The sequence below is a fragment of the Citrobacter sp. 21OH12SH02A-Citro genome (assembly GCF_027919895.1).
GTDB lineage: Bacteria > Pseudomonadota > Gammaproteobacteria > Enterobacterales > Enterobacteriaceae > Citrobacter > Citrobacter braakii.
This window is the reverse complement of sequence record NZ_CP114801.1, coordinates 741,273-760,092: the sequence shown is the minus strand read 5'-3', so window position 1 is coordinate 760,092 and position 18,820 is coordinate 741,273. Positions and strand designations below refer to the sequence as shown.

The 18,820-nt window shown below is 51.6% G+C and carries 17 protein-coding genes; 1 reads left to right on the top strand and 16 read right to left on the bottom strand.

Annotation, left to right across the window (positions count from 1 at the left end; genetic code table 11):
• Positions 1 to 16: 16 nt before the first annotated feature.
• From O6D90_RS03730 to O6D90_RS03700, 7 genes are all read right to left on the bottom strand, one after another.
• Positions 17 to 1,681 (bottom strand): OmpA family protein, encoded by a 1,665-nt coding sequence (locus tag O6D90_RS03730; RefSeq protein WP_016157461.1) that lies wholly within the window; start codon positions 1,679 to 1,681, stop codon positions 17 to 19.
• 3 nt (positions 1,682 to 1,684) lie between these two features.
• Positions 1,685 to 2,326 carry a type VI secretion system protein TssL, short form gene (gene tssL / locus O6D90_RS03725; RefSeq protein ID WP_016157462.1) on the bottom strand — a complete coding sequence of 214 codons (642 nt, stop codon included), beginning with the start codon at positions 2,324 to 2,326 and terminating at the stop codon, positions 1,685 to 1,687.
• Between the two features lie 5 nt (positions 2,327 to 2,331).
• Entirely contained in the window at positions 2,332 to 3,669 is a 1,338-nt protein-coding gene (tssK, locus tag O6D90_RS03720; protein ID WP_016157463.1) for a type VI secretion system baseplate subunit TssK, read from the bottom strand.
• Between the two features lie 23 nt (positions 3,670 to 3,692).
• Positions 3,693 to 5,222: a type VI secretion system contractile sheath large subunit gene (gene tssC, locus O6D90_RS03715; RefSeq protein ID WP_016157464.1), complete on the bottom strand. Its 1,530-nt coding sequence runs from the start codon at positions 5,220 to 5,222 to the stop codon at positions 3,693 to 3,695.
• Between the two features lie 65 nt (positions 5,223 to 5,287).
• Positions 5,288 to 5,785, bottom strand: coding sequence for a type VI secretion system contractile sheath small subunit (gene tssB / locus O6D90_RS03710; RefSeq protein WP_016157465.1), 498 nt, complete (start codon positions 5,783 to 5,785; stop codon positions 5,288 to 5,290).
• 471 nt (positions 5,786 to 6,256) lie between these two features.
• A complete protein-coding gene (gene gss, locus O6D90_RS03705; RefSeq protein ID WP_016154486.1) occupies positions 6,257 to 8,119 on the bottom strand; it encodes a bifunctional glutathionylspermidine amidase/synthase in 1,863 nt (620 codons plus the stop codon).
• Between the two features lie 153 nt (positions 8,120 to 8,272).
• Positions 8,273 to 10,561 carry an FdhF/YdeP family oxidoreductase gene (locus O6D90_RS03700; protein WP_016157466.1) on the bottom strand — a complete coding sequence of 763 codons (2,289 nt, stop codon included), beginning with the start codon at positions 10,559 to 10,561 and terminating at the stop codon, positions 8,273 to 8,275.
• Between the two features lie 218 nt (positions 10,562 to 10,779).
• Here O6D90_RS03700 and yghU point away from each other — a divergent pair, with 218 nt between their 5' ends.
• Positions 10,780 to 11,646, top strand: a complete 867-nt coding sequence (gene yghU, locus O6D90_RS03695) for a glutathione-dependent disulfide-bond oxidoreductase (protein WP_016154488.1) — start codon at positions 10,780 to 10,782, stop codon at positions 11,644 to 11,646.
• A 50-nt stretch (positions 11,647 to 11,696) separates the two neighbouring features.
• Here yghU and hybG read toward each other — a convergent pair whose 3' ends face one another.
• From hybG to O6D90_RS03650, 9 genes are all read right to left on the bottom strand, one after another.
• Positions 11,697 to 11,945, bottom strand: coding sequence for a hydrogenase maturation factor HybG (gene hybG / locus O6D90_RS03690; RefSeq protein ID WP_003024459.1), 249 nt, complete (start codon positions 11,943 to 11,945; stop codon positions 11,697 to 11,699).
• Positions 11,946 to 11,975: 30 nt separating this feature from the next.
• A complete protein-coding gene (gene hypA / locus O6D90_RS03685) occupies positions 11,976 to 12,317 on the bottom strand; it encodes a hydrogenase maturation nickel metallochaperone HypA (protein WP_016157467.1) in 342 nt (113 codons plus the stop codon).
• A complete protein-coding gene (gene hybE / locus O6D90_RS03680; protein WP_016154490.1) occupies positions 12,310 to 12,798 on the bottom strand; it encodes a hydrogenase-2 assembly chaperone in 489 nt (162 codons plus the stop codon). Before hybE ends, hypA begins: the two co-directional genes overlap by 8 nt.
• Complete coding sequence (locus O6D90_RS03675) at positions 12,791 to 13,285, bottom strand: HyaD/HybD family hydrogenase maturation endopeptidase (RefSeq protein ID WP_016157468.1); 495 nt, start codon at positions 13,283 to 13,285, stop codon at positions 12,791 to 12,793. Before O6D90_RS03675 ends, hybE begins: the two co-directional genes overlap by 8 nt.
• Positions 13,285 to 14,988 (bottom strand): hydrogenase 2 large subunit, encoded by a 1,704-nt coding sequence (gene hybC / locus O6D90_RS03670; protein WP_003024476.1) that lies wholly within the window; start codon positions 14,986 to 14,988, stop codon positions 13,285 to 13,287. Before hybC ends, O6D90_RS03675 begins: the two co-directional genes overlap by 1 nt.
• Positions 14,985 to 16,163, bottom strand: a complete 1,179-nt coding sequence (hybB, locus tag O6D90_RS03665; protein WP_016154492.1) for a Ni/Fe-hydrogenase cytochrome b subunit — start codon at positions 16,161 to 16,163, stop codon at positions 14,985 to 14,987. The genes hybC and hybB overlap by 4 nt, the downstream gene beginning before the upstream one ends.
• Positions 16,153 to 17,139, bottom strand: a complete 987-nt coding sequence (hybA, locus tag O6D90_RS03660; RefSeq protein WP_003828357.1) for a hydrogenase 2 operon protein HybA — start codon at positions 17,137 to 17,139, stop codon at positions 16,153 to 16,155. Before hybA ends, hybB begins: the two co-directional genes overlap by 11 nt.
• Positions 17,140 to 17,141: 2 nt before the next feature.
• Positions 17,142 to 18,260 (bottom strand): hydrogenase 2 small subunit, encoded by a 1,119-nt coding sequence (hybO, locus tag O6D90_RS03655; protein WP_016154493.1) that lies wholly within the window; start codon positions 18,258 to 18,260, stop codon positions 17,142 to 17,144.
• A 189-nt stretch (positions 18,261 to 18,449) separates the two neighbouring features.
• A complete protein-coding gene (locus tag O6D90_RS03650) occupies positions 18,450 to 18,737 on the bottom strand; it encodes a DUF2623 family protein (RefSeq protein WP_016154494.1) in 288 nt (95 codons plus the stop codon).
• Between the last annotated feature and the right edge of the window lie 83 nt (positions 18,738 to 18,820).

Here is an 18,820-nt window from a genome sequence, read left to right as displayed (position 1 = left end):
AACTCTTTCTCCATTTTTACTTCGTTAATGCGTCACCGCCTTGCGGTGACGGTTCCTTCATGCCCGACACCCGACAGGCATCAGCCTGCGGTACCAGACTGATCTCTACACGGCGGTTGGCAGCCCTCCCCTCCGGCGTATCGTTGGTTTTGTAGGGACGTAATTCGCCGTAACCCTGAACAGCAAAACAGCTCTCCGCGACGTCACCGGTATCACGCATCCAGTCGCGAACAGATTCCGCGCGTTTGAGAGAGAGCTGCTGATTAGATTTATCGTCACCCACATCATCGGTATGTCCGGCGATGACTATCAGCCAACCGGGCTTGGCTTTGATATTGACCAAAGCTCGAATGAGTACTTTTGTTGAACCCGCTTTTAACGCCCATTCGCCCGTATCAAACAGCGACATACTGTCCAGTCGAACGGTATGCGGGGAGGTCACTTTCGGTTTTTCAGTTGGCAGCCAGTCGCTGATGGCGGCCTGCAAAGGCGGGATCAATCTCATCCCCTGATACAATCCCATTGAAAGAGAAAGGGGCTCACCACGCTGATACCAGCGATCAAGCCGCTGTGCATCACGACGAAGCTGTTCCTGGGCCTGAATCTTTGGCTCGGCAGGATTGCCAGTAAGATGGCGGTATAACATCAGATGATCGTTTGTGATCCTGATGAGATGTTGGTTATTGATAAAGCTGCACGTCATCGCCAGCCCGACAAAAATGCCGCATAGCAGACCGCTTACGCCCAGCGTTCGTTGAAATGCTGTCAGTGCCCGGCGGCGGGATAAAAAAGGCAATGCTAAATCAGGAAAAGGCAGCAGTACGGGCGCTGCTGATGCCGCAGGAGAAAGCGTTGTTTGAACAGTGATATGCCGTTGCCACAGATTATTTTCGTAAACCGCTAATGAGGTGAAACACACAACCCGTAAAGCAGAGAAAAGAGGCGGAGCATGGCGTTCGGTATCGCCTTGCACCTTCTTCAGCCAGCCCAGTAAATTATCTAACCACACTGCATGTGTTAGATGAGAGTGGCGAGCCGGTCGCTCTTCCGAAGAGAAAGGTGCAAAGTCGTCTAATCCCGTAGCTGACTGCACCTCTGCATCCTGAGGGGTTCGAATAAACCAACGTACAGTCTCATTACATTGAGGAGAATTCAGCCAACAGCACAACCAAAACGGCGGTATACCTGATAACCAACGCCGACTCTGGGTTACCACACGCCGCCAACTGAGTAGCATATGCTTAAGCGCATCTTCATCTTTATGCCGTTCTGGGGTCAATGCCAGCATCACGGACACGCGCATTAGAAGCCCCGGGCGCTGCACAGCTATCTGACGAACCAGAGCAATAAAATGTTCCGGGGACTGGACAGATAAATACCAGCCCTGCGAACTCTCGCAAGAATCGCTACGTCCGGCAAACAATGGCTCATTGTCGCCACACACCAGCACGACAGGCCCACTGAAACTCTCCGGAGGGAGCGCAACTTCATGAGCAGAATGCTCAGGCTTCAACCGACCATACAGACGCCAGCCATAAACGATCCCTGGAATGGAAAGCAATAAAACAATGACGGTAAGGCCGCCCCGGATACCCGCACTTACTGGGCTGAATCCCCAGACCAACAGCAAAGCCAGTACGGCCGCCAGCACATAGTTAACGATCCCTCGCAACTGGGCCATGTCTTAACCCTGCCCAATCAGCTGAGCAATCTGCCCTTGTAAGACATGAGAAAATGTTAGCCACAAAGCCCCCAACGCCAGCACGCCAACAATCCATGCCAGCCACCAGCGGCGCTTACCGCCAGAGAAGCCGGACGCCCGCATGATTACTGGTGAATCGTGTTTTAACTTAAAAGGCATCGCCTGAGTTGACAGCGCTTCAAGAACATCTTCACGACGTTCATCACCCTGCTCACGATAGCGACCCACAAAACCAAGCGTGATTGCGCGATAAAAGCAGGTTAATACGGCGGTATCAGGAACGGGCTCGCGCAGTACGGTACGGATGCGCTCCCAGAGTTCTTCCCCGGCATTGGTGGTATTGAAATAGCGTGCCTGTAAGGGTGTCGCAAGCCAGGTGATATAACCGCTATCCTGCCGGTTACGGTTCAACACGCTTTCATCCAGTAACGCACATTGGGTGTAGAGCATATGTTCAACGCTGTGCTCGCTGTACCCCAGGTCACGCAATGCATTACGCGCAGAATCAACCCATTGGCAGGCCCGGCGATAAAAAGCAGCCCCATCGTCGACTTCCAACCCGCCACGTAGTTGGCTTACAGCAAGCCAGGTAGGCCAGAACACCTGATCAATATCCTTATTCATTTATTTCAATCCCTTAATACGGCGAATAACTCGAGTTGGATCTCTCCCAGCGTTCCCGGCACATAGAAGGCGCAATTACCAGCGTCCAGCATGGCCTGAGCTGCTGGATGATTAACCTCAAGAGCAAAGTATTGATTTTCCAGTCGTAACGGGATGGCTGCGGGTACATGCGTCAGCGGTTTTAACGGAATTCCGCTGAGTGCTACATTGACTACATCAGACACGTCTGCCCTGCTCCCCGCTTTACAGAGCTGTGGAAATTGCGTCAGTAGGACATGCGCAGGGAGATCTGAACGAACGGACAGGTAAAAATCAGCGCCTTCACGCAGTCGAACATCCGACAGTGCACCATTCCAGAACTGTCTCTCCTGCGTCAGCTCAATAGCGACAACACGAGATGGCAGGCTGGCTTCCAGCAGTTCCACCAGCAATGCAAACAGTGGAGGGAATACTTGCTGCGGATTTGCGTGCTGGTATGGCGGCACAACGCTGACATCATTTTCTAATGAAAAGGTCAGCAGGCTGCCCGCTAACCGCGCCAGTTCACGCCACAAAAGTTCGGGATGACGGCCTGGGTTTTGCAGCATTTCTCTCAGTACAGGCTCTGAGCTATTAAGCGCATTTAGCAGCCAAAACAACGAAACATCTGCTACCGCAAAATCTGCCATTCGTTCGTTACTTTCACGACGCAAGGCCATCAGACGGCGACAACGGGCCTGGATACGATGCACCAAATCACTGAGAGAATTGATTAATAAGGGGCTGGCTGAGAGTGAAAGCGATGGCGGTAAAAAATCGCGTCCCAGCTCCCATTGCCCCTGAGCATTACGAGTCAGGCAAGCTACCGGACAGGTCAGATAAGCGCTGTTATCATCGTGGGCATACCTGAGGGTGATAGCATGCCGCAGCACTGCCATATCAGTCCGTTCCTGACCAGAGAGATCCTGCACTGGCAGCCATTCCTGCTGCCAGCGACACGGACGGCTAACGCCGTTGCCTGACGAAAGATTGCCGCCATTAGCCGAAAGCAGCGGCAACGCCAGGACGATATCAACGCTGCTGTAACCAGTAAGATGCGATAAATCACACGCCGGAGGCAGGTTATCTGAAATACCTGTATCCACTAACGTACCGTCAGGAAAACGCACAACCAGATTAACGGGATTCAAACGGGAAACCGTTAGCGCACTTTCATCAAACTCCGCGCTGATGACGCCCCACGGTGATGAAAGTGACATATGAGCCACAACGTCGGCTACATAGGCATCCCAACGTGTCTGTTGCTGAAACTGCTGGGGAGCCAGAAAGGCCCCCTCGCTCCATAACGGGCGATAGATCTTCATCGCACCTCCTGTGCATTGTGTCGTTAAGATTTCGACTTAGGCATTTGTGAAACTAACGACAAACTGACGTCCATACCTTCAACCTGAAAATGCGGAATGGCATACAGGCGCACGCGGAAGAAGCCTGGGTTATCCTCAATATCCTCCACCACAACACGCCCGTCACGAAGCGGGTGTGAAGCCTGCAAGTCATCGCCAGGATCGGTCATTTCGGTTACCAGACTGCGCAGCCAGTTGTTCAGTTCAAGTTCAAGCAGACGGCGATCTTTGGTCGTACCTATATTTTCTCGCTGCAGGATTTTCAGGTAGTGAGCGATACGGGAAAGCAGGAAGATATACGGTAGACGTGAGTTAATCCGGCTGTTAGCCGTCGCTTCCGCTGTATCAAACAGCGCAGGTTTTTGAGCCGAGTTAGCAGAAAAAAAGCAGGCGTAATCACGATTCTTATAATAAGAAAGCGGAATAAAGCCGAGGTTGGCGAATTCAAACTCCCGGGTTTCTGGAATCATCACCTCAGACGGGATCTTCACCTGATTACCTGTCCCCAGATCGTACAGATGGATAGGCAAGTCTTTAACCGCACCACCCGCCTGTGGTCCACGGATCTGGACGCACCAGCCATTCTTGATAAAACTTTTCACCATGTTCACAGCGAAAGAGAAAGAGGCGCTGGTCCACAGATATTTTTCATGATCCGGGCCCTTAACTTCTTCAACATAGTTAAAACTACGTACCGGCACGGTATCAGGACCATACGGCAGGCGACCCAGTACACGCGGCATAGTTAGTCCGATATAGCGTGAATCGTCACTATCACGGAATGCTTTCCACTTGATGTATTCAGCTCGTTCGAAATAATCATTGATATCTTTTATGGCTGCGACTTCTTCCATATTTTCCTTCAGGAAGAATTTCGGCCCAACGGAACCAATGAACGGCATATGACAGGCAGCCGACACGCCAGAAATATTGCGCAGCAGTGCAATATCCTGCGGGCTGTTATCAAATTCGTATGCTGAAATCATTGCCGCAATGGGTTCGCCGCCAGGCTGATCATATTCTTCAATATAAACATGGCGATACAACCCGCTTTGGATAAGTTCCGGCGCGTCGTCAAAATCATCACGCAGCGCATCCTTGCTGATATCCATCATTTCTACACGGACATTTTGGCGAAAATCGATACCGGTGATCATCGAGTGCACACCACGCCAGAGCGATTCTTGTTTTTGAAATTCAGCATGGTGCATAACTTCATTAACCTGGTCGCTAATCTGCTTATCCAGACGAGCAATCTGCTCATCGAGCAGCGTTTTATCCAGGCGTTCTACTGGCTGCGCAGCATCCGCCAGACAAGAGACCAGAACCTGAATAGCGGCGGTCACGCGTTCAGCCGGAGCGGCATCAGAAAGCGCTTCATCGCTCTGCCATGCATCTACATTTTTTAATGTAGAAACCGGGGAAAGATTAATTTTGTCAAAGAGGGATTGATAAACGCTGCGTTCACTGGTCGTGGTGGTCGCGACTGAAGAGGTATGTTCCTGAACAGACATCAACATATTCCTTTTATGATCCTTTACTATTCCTGCCAATTAAGCGGAGGAAACCCTGTATAACGTTAAATCTCTTCTGGCATCATGGTTGCCAGTTCATCACGCAGTTCCTGACTCAGGGCTGGATTTTTGAGGATGATTTCCAGCTCGCGACGAAAAGCAGCGTTATCGAGTAAGTTAGATTTCAGGTCGCGCAGTAAGTTACGCATAGCCAACAGAACACGTAATTGTGGGATATTTCGTGCGACCTGTTCAGGTTCAAAATCGCGGATATTTTTAAAGGTAAGGTTAATATCGTCAGTTCTGTCATCACCAGCTAACGTATTTTTAACACTCATATTTACTACTGGTGCGAACTTAGCTAACACATCATTGAAATTATTTTTATTAATATCAACCTTTTCGCGCTCGGATAATGGTCGTTGTTCTCTACCATTACTGAAATCACCTACAGCCAAAAGTTTTAACGGCAATTCAACCTTTTTCTGAACGCCTCCGGTATGTAAATCTAACTTAATATTAACGCGTGCCGTCGGCACTTCATTCTGAAAACTGTCACCCATACGTCCCTCTCAGACCGGCGGTTCCTGCCGATATTTTACATTTCCTAACGGAGCATTTTCCAATCGCTCAACGTGTTTCTTACATCGTCATTTCTGCGGGCAGTCAACAACGACTGTTAATGACAATTAACAATTATAATTAGTATGCTGACGTAATCCGACATATTACCTGAGATAAAACATGATCAATATCACTAATGCACCAAATAATACATTAGTATTATTCATCTAAAAACAAAATCAAGAAAGTATATTATCTAATACAAGCGGAAGAAATTGATTAACGTTGAAAACATTCATGAAAAGAATGTTTTTGAGCTATAAAATATTAATTAAAGTAATAATTTTAATTATATCCATATTCCATGTAACTTATTTAAATATATAATCAGCGTCAATTTAACTACAAACAGAAAAAAGCCGGAGATATACTCCGGCTTTTCGCATTTCAATCAAGAACACGCAAAAAGATTACTCTTCCTTCACCACAATCAGCGGCTCGATATCGCTCTCTTTTTTAATCACCAGCGACTCATCGCCGCGCAGGCAGGTCCCCCCATAGTTACCGCCTACGGTGAAGGTACAAACCTGAATATATTTACCGGCAATTTTTGGCAGGCACCAAAGCTGCTGATAAATGTTCTTCTGCTCGGCAAACTTACCGCTGGTTTTATCCAGTAACTCTTCCTGATGGCTCACCAGATCGATGTTGCTGCCACAACGTCCTGCAATAGGTTTCACTGCATAACCGGTTTGCGCCAGCTCTTCATTAACAGTGAAATCAGTATCAAGCAGATAGCGGTGGTGTGGGAACAGTTGCCACAGGATCGGCAGAATCGCTTTATTACCAGGGATCACCGTCCACAGAGGTTCAAAGACCAGCACTTCCGGGCGCAGCAACACGTCGATTAAACGCACTTCCTGATTCGTATGCCCGGTACGAATTGGTACCGCGGCGTACTCCGTTTCACTGACCTCTCGCACCTGCTCAATCGCGGTTTCCCACGCCCAGGTTTTCCAGACGCAGTTCACCAGACGACCGTCCCCGTCAATCAGCTGACCGGCGTCATCCCAACGTAGCTCATCGAGGCCACGCAGAATTTTACTGTCAAACCCGGCCTGACGTAGCGCCTGCTGCATAAACTGAGCGTGGTAGTTTTCCTCTATATCTTTATCCTGCATGATGTGGACAAAAGGACGCGCGCGGCTGTGCTTCCAGGCCCCCGCCAGTTCGTTGATCAATCCTTCAGCTGGGTTGTGTCCCTGTCCTGTATAGCCCTGCTCGGCCCATCTTTCGAGGATCAAACCAGCTTCGGTATGGCACGATGCGGAATCGGCGTTGTACTCATACACCTTCAGTCCGCGTTCATCCATACAGAAATCCATACGTCCTGTAATCATATGATGCCGACGACGCTGCCAGGAAAGGCGCAGACGCGGCCAGAGGATTTTCGGGATATCGAACAGCGCCAGCAGGTTGTCATCTTTCAGCACTTTGTCGGTCGCGTGCAGATACATCAGGTGCAGCTCGTTGGTGGCTTTGATCAGCTCCTGCTCTGCACTCTCGGTAATGGTGAAGTACTGATGCGGATCCTGATTAATCACGTGGCCGTTCGCCAGCACGTAGGCTTTCTGCAGCGGATCCTGTTCATCAAGCCATTTACCGTCAAACTGCCCGTTATCTTCCAGTCGCGCGCCGCCAATTTTCAGCGAGTCATTGGCGATCTCCGGCTGCGGCAGGCTGTCACGGGTATCATCGGTCTGGATCATCCAGCCAAGGATGGTGGTGTCGTCAAAGGTATCACGCAAGGTGTAACAACCGTTTTCAACCACCATCTCCAGTTCGCGGGTCCACTGCTGTCCGGGAGGCAACGGCGTATGGAGCACGTTCTGTTCGGCAATACGGATTTTGTTTTCCAGCAACTGGGTGACGACCGCCACATGGCCGGTATCGTTAAACTCACCGCCTTTTTGCCAGATAAGCAGAGCACCGGCTACCGGCGCGCGGGGCGAACCATTCGGAAATGCCTGTAACGGCAGGATATTGTCATTCACCACTTCGCGCAGAAAGCGTAAGGAAAAGATCTCCCAGGCCATGCCTACATCGGTGAAGACCACGCCATAATTAAGGAAGAGAAAGCGGCGTGCGAACTCTACGCACTGCCATTTGTGGCCCATGTATTCGTCGTCGATATAGCTGCGAAATGCCGCATCATCGTCGTAGTCCCGTGGGTCGAGGGAGCTGTAATCTGAAGAGTAGATTGCTACGCCGCCTGGGGCGTAGCCCAATAATGTCCCGAATGGGGCATCCTGACTGGTCGTTCCTTTGCTCATGCACCTTACCTCAAAACAATACAGCCTGAGCAGGTTGGCGTGAATTTTTCGCTCTGATTGCCTGCTCTGCGACACTAACCGGACAGAGGTCAACATCATCATACACCTCAACGCAGCGGCTGGCGCTCAGAGGCGAAAAATTCACAGCAGGAACTACGCTTTTGTCACGGTGACCGGTACGCTTTTATACGCCGGAGTCAAACTTTGTGTGTCCACCGCATCCAGCGAAAGCAGGACATTCGCTTCTGGCAGATAAGCGCCTATTGAGCCCACCGCCATGTTGTAAATCACCACCGTCAAGCCGCACATAATGCGATCCGCACAGGGCTGGCCGCGGTCGTCCAGCGCCTGAACGTTGACCACATCTCCCTGGCTCAGACCGCGAGTCGCCGCTTCTTCAGCGCTTAAAAACACCACATCCCGACGACCGGTAATGCCACGGTAGCGATCGTTCATACCATAAATAGTGGTGTTGTATTGATCGTGGCTGCGCAGCGTCGCCAGAACCAGTGCATCGGCAGGCTGATTTTCTCGCTCTACCGCCCGCTGATGGCTGACGATAAAGTTGGCTTTACCATTCGCCGTTCGCCATTCACGGCGCGAAGCGGGCGTATCCATACGAAATCCGCCCGGCTCGGCAATACGGGCATTGTAATTGTGGAACGCCGGGATCACGGCTTCAATGGCGTCACGGATCAGCGCGTAGTCCCCGGTTAACGCCTCCCAGTTGATCGGCGAAAGCGGCAGAGTGGCGTGTGCCATGCCCGCCACAATCGCGGGTTCCGATTTTAACCAGCGGGAAGCTGGCTTCAGCGCGCCGCAGGAAGCATGGACCATCGACATCGAGTCTTCGACGGTCACCGACTGGATCCCCGTCGCCTGAATGTCGCGCTCCGTTCGACCTAATGCAGGCAGCAGATAATTATGCTTTGCCAGCAGCAAATGCGATCTGTTCAGCTTGGTCGCAACATGGACCTGCAGATCCAAATTTTTCATCGCCGCAAAGGTACGCTGCGGCTGCGGCATCGCCACCGCCAGATTGCCACCCATGCAAATGAGCGCTTTTGCCTCTCCCCGTTCGATGGCCCGAATACTCACCACGCTGGAGCGGCCATGTGTACGCGGCACACGGATAGAAAAATGCGTCTCAAGGCGTTGCAGGAAGTCTTCGGATGCCGCTTCGTTGATCCCCACGGAACGGTCGCCCTGCACGTTAGAATGACCGCGCAACGGGCAGATCCCCGCCCCAGGCTTACCCATATTGCCTTTCAGCAGCAGCAGGTTTACCAGTTGCTGGACGTTCTCAGTACCGTTTTTATGCTGGGTGATACCCAGCCCGTAACAAATAATAGTGGCACGAGATTTACTGTAGCTGTGCGCCAGGTCTTCCATCTGACTGCGCGTCAGGCCCGAGTCCTGTTCCAGCTCCGCCCAGTTATGCTGACGTAAGTCATCATACAACGCTGCATATCCAGCGGTATGCTCATCGATAAACGCATGATCGAGTGTCGGTTGCTGATCCAGTAAGATCCGCGCTTCATCCATTTCGATCAGCGCCTTCATGATGCCTTTGAGCAGCGAGGCGTCACCGCCCATTTTTACCTGGTAGTAGTCGTTGCTCAGTTGCGTCGACTGACCGGTGAACATCTCTTTCGGGCTTTGCGGGAAACTAAAGCGCTCAAGCCCCCTTTCGTTCAGCGGATTGATAGAGATAATTTTAGCCCCGCGTTTGGCAACGTCGCGTAAGGTGGTCAGCATACGTGGATGATTAGTGCCAGGGTTATGCCCGATACAAATCACCAGATCGCAATGGTCAAAATCGTCAAGTTCAACGGTCCCTTTTCCAAGGCCAATGGCCGGCGTTAGCCCTGCGCTGGTCGGTCCGTGGCACATGTTTGAGCAATCAGGAAAGTTGCTGCTGCCATATTCTCGGGCAAATAGCTGATACAGGAACGCCGCTTCATTTGACGTTCTGCCGGAGGTGTAAAACTCAACCTGCTGGGGTGAATCATAGCTGCGCAGACGCTCGCCTATCTCCTGGAAGGCGATATCCCAATCCACCGCCTGCCAGGTATCTGATGCTGCATCGTATTTCATCGGATGCGTCAAACGACCGATATTTTCCAGCTCATAATCGCTGTAGTGCCAGAGTGTGGAAACCGGGTGACGGCTGAAAAATTCCGGTGACGCTTTTTTACTGGTTGTCTCCCAGGAGACCGCCTTAACGCCATTTTCGCACAGCTCCATTGGCGCACGGTGCCCTGGGTCCGGCCACGCACAGCCCGGACAGTCGAACCCTTTCACCTGGTTCATTTTGAACATCGCGATAATGTCGCGGGCGACAGCCTTTTGCGAAAACACCGAAGCAGTGACGGCTTTTACCGCGCCCCACCCACCCGCCGGGCCCTGATAACCGCTTACTCCTGGAACACCATTTTTCATTATTACTGCTTATTCACCGCCAATTTTTAATGGTGAATACGGTAGCAATTTCCGTCCAACATTGATTTCCTCTTCATGGAGTACGGAGCGGGTACAATGAACGGGTTAGATTTATCTTCCCCTTTCAGCACAAAGCGACATAAAGTTCCAATCTGTTAAATTGAGTTCTACCTAACTGCTACACTGCATCAACACAACCACTCAGAAGGCAGGTCAATATGTCAGACAATACCTATCAGCCCGCGAAAGTCTGGACGTGGGAAAAATCGAACGGAGGCGCATTCGCCAATATCAACCGCCCGGTTTCCGGAGCCACCCACGAGAAAACGCTGCCGGTTGGCAAACATCCGCTGCAGCTCTATTCGCTGGGTACGCCAAACGGGCAGAAAGTGACGATCATGCTGGAGGAGTTGCTGGCGCAGGGGGTGAAGGGCGCGGAATACGATGCCTGGATTATCCGCATTGGCGATGGCGATCAGTTTTCCAGCGGCTTTGTTGAGGTGAATCCGAACTCGAAGATCCCAGCGCTACGCGATCACTCGCAAAACCCACCGGTTCGCGTATTCGAATCTGGCGCAATCCTGCTCTATCTGGCGGAAAAATATGGTTATTTCCTGCCGCAGGATTTGGCAAAACGCACCGAAACGCTGAACTGGTTGTTCTGGTTACAAGGCGCAGCACCGTTCCTCGGCGGAGGCTTTGGCCACTTCTATAACTATGCTCCGGTTAAAATTGAGTACGCTATCAATCGCTTCACCATGGAAGCCAAACGCTTACTCGACGTGCTGGATAAACAATTGGCGCAACATCAGTTTGTGGCCGGAGATGAATACACCATTGCCGATATGGCGGTCTGGCCATGGTTTGGCAATGTGGTTCTGGGCAACGTCTACGACGCAGCAGAGTTCCTTGACGCAGGAAGCTACAAGCACGTACAACGCTGGGCAAAAGAGATTGCAGCGCGTCCGGCGGTTAAGCGTGGTCGTATTGTAAACCGCACTAACGGACCGCTGAACGAGCAGCTTCATGAACGCCATGACGCCAGCGACTTCGATACCCAAACCGAAGATAAGCGCCAGAACTAAAATAAATTGCCGGATGGCAACCGCTATCCGGCAATTTCATTCAGGATTTGTCACGCGCTGGTGACGTCGTACTCCATGCGGCGAAGTGCGTCTAACGTGGCTTTAGCTTCATCTTCATCAATGATGCTCATGGCGAACCCTACGTGCACCAGCACCCATTGCCCGACCAGCTCAGCTGTATCACCTTCACAAATCAGGGCAATATTGACATCACGTTTGATGCCGCACACTTCAACCTGCGCAAGCTGGTGAATATCTTCACCAACGGCCAGAACCTGACCAGGGACTCCAATACACATATCTGACTCCGCCCCATAGCAACCTATGGGTTATTCGACTTCAATACTTTTCACTTTCAGTGAATCGCCAGCATCAACCCGCAGACGATCGCCCTGACATTGTGGACACTGCGCATCATGCTGGGTGATTTCCACAACCTGACTGCAATCCCAGCACCATGCCTGGGCTGGCTTGTAATCAATATGCAGCTCACAACCCTGAGCCAGCGTCCCCTGACAGACGATGTCGAAACTGAAACGAACGGCGCTCTCTTCAACGCAGGAGAGCGCCCCGATTTCTAGCCAAACACCGGTTACACGTTTGACACCGTGCTGCTCTGCCTGCTGTTGAACAATCTCAACCGCGCTCTGACAAAGGGACAGCTCATGCATTTTCGCAGTTCCGACGACCCAGCAGCAACGCGCGGCGATTAAGCTGCGGCGCATTCGGATCGCTAACTGGCAGCGATAACAGCATTCGCGCGCAATCGTCAGTCAGACGCATGCCTTCTTGCGCCGACATACTGTGCGAAAGCGGCGACATCAGTGAGCAGGAAAGGTATTGCGATACGCCCTCCAGTTCACCAACGGTAAAGGTCATCTCGCCATACGGCAGACGCAGTCCGATTTTTTCGCTGACTTTACGCACTGGCCAGATCTGGTCCGGTCCGGGGAAAATCAGTGCGCTGAGCATCCAGGGCGTGATAACACACCCCGTCCACTGTCCTTCAAACAGCGTAAATTCAGAGACATATACCGGCATGTTCGGATGCAGGAAAGAGAGATCGTGCATTGAACGCCGGGCAACCTCTTCAAACGCTGCCTGAATTTGCATCTTCGGGGCCGTCTGAAAACCGACAAACTCCTCAGACATGAGCCGCCTCCCGCGGGATCGCTTCAACACCTGATTCGCGAAGCGCGGCAAGAACCTGCTCAAGCGCAGGTTCAATCATCGCTTCAACCGTTGGCGTTAGTCCGATATGCGGCTCCAGCGATTCCGGAATAACACCGACTAACGTCAGCTTTTTCGGAAACTCGCCGGTGAAACGCAGGGCCGACAATACGTCGGCCAGACCAAGCTGGTGCGGTGAGATTTTGTTGGTAAACAGCGCCGGGATCTCTTCATCCCGCAGGACCATCATCGTTCCTGGCGTGTTTTTCTTCGACACAATGGCGTCAGCAATGATCAGATGATCTCTGTTCGCCATATCACCGAGAAGCTCCATCCCAGCTGTACCACCATCCAGAACATCAACAAAGTCTGGCAGGACGTACCGTTGTTCTAATGCCTCAACGATACGTACCCCGATGGCTTCGTCGGTCAGCAAAATATTGCCGACCCCTAAGACTAATATCCGCATTACAGAACCTTAACTGAGACCACTTCGTTCCCATCAACGTCCACCACATGCACCGCACATGACATACAAGGGTCGAAGGAGTGAATGGTACGAACCACTTCCAGCGGTTTGTTTGGATCGGCAATCGGCGTACCTACCAGCGAGCGCTCATACGGTCCCACTTCATCATTAAAGTTACGTGGGCCAGAGTTCCAGGTTGACGGTACTACCGCCTGGTAGTTGCTGATAATGCCATCTTTGATCACCATCCAGTGAGACAGCATACCGCGCGGCGCTTCGAGGAAACCGACACCTTTAAATTCACCCGTTGCCGGGATATCCGGTTTCACGAAGGTAGTGTGGTCGCCTTTGCCGATGTTCACAATCAGCGCATTGTACTGATCCTGCAGAACGTTCTGCAGTTCACAGCAGTGAACGGTACGGCCAATAATACGGCCCAACGTAGAGTGCAGCTGTGACACTTCGATAGTTTTACCGGTCAGCTTGGTGTAAATCGCGATGATTTCATTCAGCTTGGCATGGGTAGACTCGCGTTTGGCCGCCAGTTTACACAGCATGTTGGCCAACGGACCCACTTCAACCGTTTTACCGTAGAAGGTCGGTGCTTTAACCCAGGAGTACTTGCCGTCATCTGACCAACCGGTGTAATCAGGAACCGTTGTGCCTTCCCACGGAGCCTGCGGCGCTTCGTCTTTGTACCACGCGTGTTTCGCACTCTCCTGAATCCCTTTGATCAGGTACTCATCGGAGTGAGAGGTGATCGGACGATAGGTCGACAGATCTTCATTGGTGATGTAACCACCCGGGAACAGGAAGCTGCCGTTTTTACCGTCAGTCGGGAATTCCGGTGCGCTCAGATAGTTAACCGCACCTTGACCACGTTCCAGCCACTCAGGGTAGAACGCAGCAATAACTGCGGTATCAACCTTGTAAACCTGCTCAACGAAGTCGCTCAGCTTATCGATAAAGGACTTGATATACATCAGGCGCTCAAGGTTCAGCACGCCAAGGCCGTCGAGGTTAATTGGGTTAGCAACCCCGCCTACCGCCAGGTTCTGAATGTGCGGCGTTTTACCGCCCAACAGCGCCACAACACGGTTAGCATCACGCTGGCATTCCAGCGCCTGCAGGTAGTGAGCGACCGCAATCAGGTTCACTTCTGGCGGCAGCTGCATCGCCGGGTGACCCCAGCAACCGTTGGCAAAAATGCCTAACTGACCGCTGGCAACAAGGTCTTTGATCTTGTTCTGAACCTTAGTGAACTCTTCTGCGCTGTTCAGGTGCCAGGAGGACACGCCGTTCAGCATGGCAGACGCTTTCGCTGGATCTGCTTTCAGTGCAGAGGTGATATCCACCCAGTCCAGCGCAGAGAGCTGATAGAAGTGAACAATGTGGTCATGCGTGGTGTGCGCGGCCAGAATGATGTTACGGATATACTGTGCGTTCACCGGAACATCAATATTCAGCGCGCTTTCTGCTGCACGAACGGAAGAGATAGCGTGAGTGGTAGTACAAACGCCACAGATACGCTGCACAATCATCCAGGCATCGCGCGGATCGCGGTTTTTCACGATCTCTTCCATGCCGCGCCACATGGTACCGGAAGCCCATGCTTTAGATACCACGCCATTTTCGATTTCGCAGTCGATGCGTAAATGACCCTCAATACGGGTTACCGGATCAATAGTAATTCTCTGGCTCATGCTTTGCTCGCCTCATGACGATTTTGATCGTTTTGTTTTAAAGGAGGAAGTATCGGCAGTAGACGAATGAGTACGATGTATGCACAAATCTCAATAGCCACAAAACCAATAGAAATCAACAGTTCTTCCCAGGTCGGGAAGTAGTGGTAGCCACCACCAGGATTGAACGCCACCAGCGAATAGGACAGACGCCATGTCGCACAACCCAGCAATGCGCTCAGCGCAGACAGATACAGCATGCGCGAGTCGTTACGCAGCTTAGTGACGCGCAGCACCACCAGCGGGAAGACCATCAGCACGACTTCAATCCAGAACATCAGGGAGTAAAGATCGCCTGAGAACGCATAGGACAGCTTATCGCGATAGATCAGTTCGCCAAAGCGCAGAACCACGAAAATCGCCAACAGCACACTGATGGTATTCGTCAGCTTGATGAACAAACTTTTCTCGTCCGGACCATTACCTTTCAGCCCGGCTTGTACCAACGAGCCTTCGAAGATGACGATCGAGAAGCCCATAATAAAAGCGGTTAATACGGAGAAAAGCGGCAACATTTCATAAGCTTGCCATAGCGGATGCACCTTATAGCCCGCAGAAATCATCAATGAACCCATTGAAGACTGGTGCATAGTTGGCAGCAGTGCGCCAAGTGCAATAATAAAGAACATCACTTTGTTCAAACGCTTGAGAGAGACTTTCCACCCCAGACGTTCAAACAGAGCCGGAGCAAATTCCAGCGCCATGATGCCGATATATATGGTCATACAGACCGCCGTTTCGAACAGTACCGAGTTCACGTTGAAGTGGCCCGGAATGTAGAAATACGGCAGGTTCCAGTAACGACCGACGTCAATGGTGATCGACAGACCACCCAGCGAGTAGCCAAACAGGCTCGCCAACAGCGCCGGACGTACCAGTGGATGGTATTGTCCTCTGTTGAAAACATACACCGCCCACGCCAGAGCCCAGCCACCGCACGCGAAGCCGGTACCAATCAGCAGGTCAAACGCGATCCATACACCCCATGGGAAACCGCCGTTCAGATCGGAGACTGAGCCCAATCCGAAGACCAGACGTTTCACGATCAGGAGCATACACAGGACGATAAGCGGCCCAAAAATAATGACCGGTTTGCTGATTATTTTTCCGCCCAGCGGTTTAGGATCATGACTCATGATCGTCTCCTCCATCGTGATGGTCGTTTTTCGTGTTACGACGAACCAGCACGGTTAAGCCCGCCAGCGCAGCCAGGGGTAATATCATGCCCTTGTACAAGGAATGTTGAACATGTTCGGAACGCGCACCGGTTGAAAGATCATCCAGTTTTGGCAGATCCAAATCCTCGTAAGGAACGCCCGTCAGTACCATAACCTGTGTACCACCACCCTCTTTCTCGCCGTACAGATGGGGGTAATACTTCGGTACCGTATGCAGATAGGTATCGCCTGCTTTCACCGTCTGACGCGGATAGTGGTATTCGCTGCCAGGCTTCAGCGCGAGACGTTTTTTCGCCTCAGCCATCAGCTCTTCACGCGTACCAAAAATCACCGCACCGGCAGGGCACACTTCAACACAACCCGGTAAACCGCCTTTATCCAGACGCTCAACACCTTTCTGGTTACACAGTTCACATTTGTGAAGCGCACCAAACGGGTTGTTGTAGTCATACTTAGGCACATTGTACGGGCAGGCGACCATGCAGTAACGACAGCCCGTGCAGACATCTTTGTCATAGTGGACGATGCCAGTTTTCGGATCTTTCTTCAGCGCGGAGACCGGGCAAACGGAGACGCAGTTCGGATCGACACAGTGCATGCACTGCTTCTTAATGTATGCGTAGCCGTTTTCTTCCTGGTCTTTGTTAACGCCTGTTCCGCTACGCCACACCTGGATGATGTTATTGGTATACGGTGACAGTTTGTCGTTGTTCGACCAGGTCTGCTCGCCTTCCGGGTTACGCGCCGGGAAGTTGATATCCTGACACTTGGTGACACAAGCCTGGCAGCCTACGCACAGCGTCGAGTCATAGAGCATCCCAAGAGAACCAGGGATCGGCGGACGGTTTTCTGCAGCCGCATGGCTGATGGACGGCGCAGCGCCCAACAGCAATGCCCCGCTGGAGGCTGCTTTAATAAAGTTACGTCTGTTCACGGTTATTCTCCCCGTGAGTCAGCGTTATCTTTCTTCTGCTGACGCCCCAGTTCACGAACCGCCATCACGCTGACACCGGCAACCAGTCCTACTACGCCACCAAGCAGCCCAATCGCCCCGGCAGAAATATTGCCGCCTTCTTTCATATTGACGTCAGGTTTCTCGGAACGCGGTGTTTGGTTTTCCACATGAGCAAGCTGGTGAATACCTTTATGGAAACCGACACCTTCTTCGTTACAGCCGTAGCAAGGGTGACCGATAGCCACCGGCCACACGCCGCCAACATCGCAGAATTGCAGCGTTGAGCAGTTGCCGTAGGTTTCTGGTCCTTTACAGCCCAGATGGTAGAGGCACCAGCCTTCACGGTGACCTTCATCGCCAAACTCTTTAGCAAAACGACCTGCATCGAAGTGCGGGCGACGTTCGCAGTGTTCGTGAATCAAACGACCATAGGCAAATGTCGGACGGTTTTTGGTATCCAGCTTCGGCGGCTTACCGTAAGTGATGATATGCGCGACCGTTGCAAGGAAGTTGTGCGGGTTCGGAGGACAGCCGGGGATGTTGATGATGGTTTTGCCTGGCAGAACTTCCTGCAAGCCGACGGCCCCCGTTGGGTTAACGCCAGCAGCAGCAACACCACCCCAAGCGGCACAAGAGCCGATGGCAATGATAGCGGCAGCGCCTTCTGCGGCCCGGCGGATGTGATCTACGATCGGCTCACCGGCAACCATGCAGTAAATACCATTGTCTTTCAGTGGGATAGAACCATCTACAACCAAAACATATTGCCCTTTGTACTTCTCCAGAGCGTTATGTTTATTCTCTTCGACCTGGTGGCCGAAAGCCGCAGAGAGTACCTCATGGTATTCCAGAGAGATTGTCTCCAGAACGAGGTTTTCCACTGTAGGGTGTGTCGCGCGAAGTAGCGATTCAGTACAACCCGTACACTCCTGCGCACCAATCCAGATAACCGGTGGACGCTGAGGACGAGAAACTGATTCGGCCATTTCTGCGGCGGCTTTGCTACTGAGCCCCATGGTAGCGGCCAGTGCTGCACAAAGCTTCATGAAATCACGGCGATTGATGCCGTTCGAATTGATGAGAGAGTTATCTCCAGTCATTTTATAGTTATTCCGTTGCGAAGACCTGGCTTTTATTTTGCACCTTTCGCATGTTGCATATTGCGATCGGCGCGCCATTTACCACACTTTTTATATGGTTATGTGCATTATAATACTTCGGCGGAGCAACAAAACGAAGGCGTAGGTCAATAGTGTAATTAATTAAAGCAAGATAATACCCCTTTCGGATCAAGCTTCGAGACGATAGCCAGCCATGAAAAAACGAATTGTTGTACTGGACTGGTTCTCTTTAAAGAAATCCATAACCATCTCTTTATCCAGCCCATAGCGACGCGTGAGGATCCCCGCTTCCCACGCGCTGAGCTGTCGATCGCCCGTCTTTTCAAACATTCGATGAGAAAATCCCAGCACAAAACCGCGTTTATAATCAGCACAAAAATTGGCCGCCGTGCGTGCGCTATCCGCACTTGACGCGTTTAATCCGGCCATCAAGCCTTTTCCAAAATGGTTGTCCATGCATAACCTCCAATCGCTATATAATAAATTATATAGCGATTTTTTAAGCAAAGACCAGAGGTATCACGTACTTTTTTATGCCC